This window comes from Klebsiella sp. HN106 (assembly GCF_051209435.1).
Taxonomy (GTDB): Bacteria; Pseudomonadota; Gammaproteobacteria; order Enterobacterales; family Enterobacteriaceae; genus Klebsiella; species Klebsiella oxytoca.
The window spans coordinates 1-3,484 of the sequence record NZ_JBLURD010000043.1 but is presented as its reverse complement, the minus strand read 5'-3'; the positions used below and the strand labels follow the sequence as shown (position 1 = coordinate 3,484).

The following is a 3,484-nucleotide window of genomic DNA, read 5'->3' as shown; positions in this document are numbered from 1 at the left end:
CCAGGCCTCAGCATTTTATTATGGTGATCCCCTGGGCGAAATGCGCCTGGTAAGCAGAGTTTTTGAAATGTAAGGCCTTTGAATAAGACAAAAGGCTGCCTCATCGCTAACTTTGCAACAGTGCCAGCTGCGGGCCGCTCCCGCCGCGAAGGACGTGCTCGACGCCATCGAGGTGCTGCGCGGCATGAACAGCGACAACGCCCGCAAGGTGCCCGCCGACGCGCCGACCGAGTTCATCAAGCCGCGCTGGCAGAAGCTGGTCATGACCGACACCGGCATCGACCGGCGCTACTACGAACTGTGCGCGCTGTCGGAGATGAAGAACGCGTTGCGTTCCGGCGACATCTGGGTGCAGGGGTCGCGCCAGTTCAAGGACTTCGAGGACTACCTGGTGCCGCCCGCGAAATTCGCCAGCCTCAAGCAGGCCAGCGAATTGCCGCTGGCCGTGGCCACCGACTGCAACCGGTACCTGAACGACCGGCTGACGCTGCTGGAAACACAGCTTGCCACCGTCAACCGTATGGCGACGGCCAACGAGCTGCCGGACGCCATCATCACCGAGTCAGGCTTGAAGATCACGCCGCTCGACGCGGCGGTACCCGACACCGCCCAAGCGCTGATCGACCAGACGGCAATGATCCTGCCGCACGTCAAGATCACCGAACTGCTGCTGGAGGTGGACGAATGGACGGGCTTCACTCGGCATTTCGCGCATCTGAAATCGGGCGACCCGGCCAAAGACAAGAACCTGTTGCTGACCACGATCCTCGCCGACGCGATCAACCTGGGCCTGACCAAGATGGCGGAGTCTTGCCCCGGCACGACCTACGCCAAGCTGGCTTGGCTGCAAGCCTGGCACATCCGCGACGAAACCTACGGGGCGGCGCTGGCCGATCTGGTCAACGCACAGTTCCGCCATCCCTTCGCCGAGCACTGGGGCGACGGCACCACCTCATCGTCGGACGGCCAGAACTTCCGCACCGGCAGCAAGGCCGAGAGCACCGGCCACATCAACCCGAAATACGGGAGCAGCCCAGGGCGGACGTTCTACACCCACATTTCTGACCAGTACGCGCCATTTCACACCAAGGTCGTGAACGTCGGCGTGCGCGATTCGACCTACGTGCTCGACGGCCTGCTGTACCACGAGTCCGACTTGCGGATCGAGGAGCATTACACCGACACGGCGGGCTTCACCGATCACGTCTTCGCCCTGATGCACCTCCTGGGCTTCCGCTTCGCGCCGCGCATCCGCGACCTGGGCGACACCAAGCTCTACATCCCGAAGGGCGACGCCGCCTATGACGCGCTGAAACCCATGATCGGCGGCACGCTCAACATCAAGCACGTCCGCGCCCATTGGGACGAAATCCTGCGGCTGGCCACCTCGATCAAGCAGGGCACGGTGACGGCCTCCCTGATGCTCCGAAAGCTCGGCAGCTACCCACGCCAGAACGGCCTGGCCGTGGCGCTCCGCGAGCTGGGCCGCATCGAGCGCACGCTGTTCATCCTGGACTGGCTGCAAAGCGTGGAACTGCGCCGCCGCGTGCATGCCGGCCTGAACAAGGGCGAGGCGCGCAATGCGCTGGCCAGGGCAGTGTTTTTCAACCGCCTGGGTGAAATCCGCGACCGCAGTTTCGAGCAGCAGCGCTACCGGGCTAGCGGCCTCAATCTGGTAACGGCTGCCGTCGTGTTGTGGAACACGGTCTATCTGGAACGGGCTGCGCACGCGCTGCGTGGCAACGGCCATGCCGTTGATGACGCGCTGTTGCAGTACCTGTCGCCGCTCGGTTGGGAGCACATCAACCTCACCGGCGATTACCTCTGGCGCAGCAGCGCCAAGATCGGCGCGGGCAAGTTCAGGCCGCTACGACCGCTGCAACCGGCTTAGCGTGCTTTATTTAATGAGATGGTCACTCCCTCCTTCCCAGTACTATGCTGAGGACAGGCTTTCATTCGGAGAACCATCATGGAAAACATTGCGCTTATTGGTATCGATCTGGGTAAGAACTCTTTCCATATTCATTGTCAGGATCATCGTGGGAAGGCCGTTTACCGTAAAAAATTCACCCGACCAAAGCTAATCGAATTTCTGGCGACATGCCCGGCAACAACCATCGCGATGGAAGCCTGTGGCGGTTCTCACTTTATGGCACGCAAGCTGGAAGAGTTAGGGCATTTTCCAAAGCTGATATCACCGCAATTTGTCCGCCCATTCGTTAAAAGCAACAAAAATGACTTCGTTGATGCTGAAGCTATCTGTGAAGCAGCATCACGTCCATCTATGCGTTTCGTGCAGCCCAGAACCGAATCTCAGCAGGCAATGCGAGCTCTGCATCGTGTCCGTGAATCCCTGGTTCAGGATAAGGTGAAAACAACTAATCAGATGCATGCTTTTCTGCTGGAATTTGGTATCAGCGTTCCGCGAGGTGCTGCCGTTATTAGTCGACTGAGTACCCTTCTTGAGGACAGTAGTTTGCCTCTTTATCTCAGCCAGTTACTGCTGAAATTACAACAGCATTATCACTATCTTGTTGAGCAGATTAAAGATCTGGAATCTCAGTTGAAACGAAAGTTGGACGAAGATGAGGTTGGACAGCGCTTGCTGAGTATTCCCTGCGTTGGAACGCTGACTGCCAGTACTATTTCAACTGAGATTGGCGACGGGAAGCAGTACGCCAGCAGCCGTGACTTTGCGGCGGCAACAGGGCTGGTACCCCGACAGTACAGCACGGGAGGTCGGACGACATTGTTAGGGATTAGCAAGCGGGGCAACAAAAAGATCCGAACTTTGTTGGTTCAGTGTGCCAGGGTATTCATACAAAAACTGGAACACCAGTCTGGCAAGTTGGCCGACTGGGTCAGGGAGTTGTTGTGTCGGAAAAGCAACTTTGTCGTCACCTGTGCTCTGGCAAACAAGCTGGCCAGAATAGCCTGGGCACTGACGGCGCGACAGCAAACTTACGAAGCATAAAGGCAGAAATACACCAGTTTAAACAATCATTCATCTGGTTTTGCGAATACTGATATTGATGATACTAACGGCCCACCGGCCTGTTGAGGAACCTGTAAAACGGAAAGGCTCATTGAAGCCGTATATTTTCTGGAGGTTCATCAGGCGCGGAACTCATCGAGGCGCGGGAATAAAATCCCATTCAGACGCCGGATAGATTCAAGCAAGCCAACTTGTCGTCAAAATCGGTGTTGCAAAAACGGGAGTGACCATAGATTCCGTTTTCTGAGGCGACCCCCACATAGAGACCTTCCCGGTCATTCACTTTGTAGAGTTTGTCCCTGGGCTTGAGATTGCGCAGCTTGGTATCGGTCAGCATGTACCTTGTCCTTCTTCGTCTCCGATACCCACTCTATTGTAAACAAGACATTTTTATCTTTTATATTCAATGGCTTATTTTCCTGCTAATTGGTAATACCATGAAAAATACCATGCTCAGAAAAGGCTTAACAATATTTTGAAAAATTGCCT

2 protein-coding genes and 2 pseudogenes are annotated in these 3,484 nt (G+C 56.1%); 3 read left to right on the top strand and 1 reads right to left on the bottom strand.

The genetic code is table 11. The annotated features are described in order from the left end of the window. From ACSIPU_RS30015 to ACSIPU_RS30005, 3 genes and pseudogenes are all read left to right on the top strand, one after another. Positions 1 to 73, top strand: a 73-nt coding sequence (locus ACSIPU_RS30015; protein ID WP_032414367.1) for a hypothetical protein, incomplete at its 5' end; no start/stop codon positions are given. Between the two features lie 51 nt (positions 74 to 124). Next, a pseudogene (locus ACSIPU_RS30010) lies at positions 125 to 1,891 on the top strand (Tn3 family transposase); the annotation flags it as partial. Positions 1,892 to 1,969: 78 nt separating this feature from the next. Further along, positions 1,970 to 2,974 carry an IS110-like element IS5075 family transposase gene (locus ACSIPU_RS30005; RefSeq protein WP_000427619.1) on the top strand — a complete coding sequence of 335 codons (1,005 nt, stop codon included), beginning with the start codon at positions 1,970 to 1,972 and terminating at the stop codon, positions 2,972 to 2,974. A 253-nt stretch (positions 2,975 to 3,227) separates the two neighbouring features. Here the strand turns inward: ACSIPU_RS30005 and ACSIPU_RS30000 are convergent. Next, positions 3,228 to 3,332, bottom strand: a pseudogene (locus ACSIPU_RS30000) (Arm DNA-binding domain-containing protein); the annotation flags it as partial. Between the last annotated feature and the right edge of the window lie 152 nt (positions 3,333 to 3,484).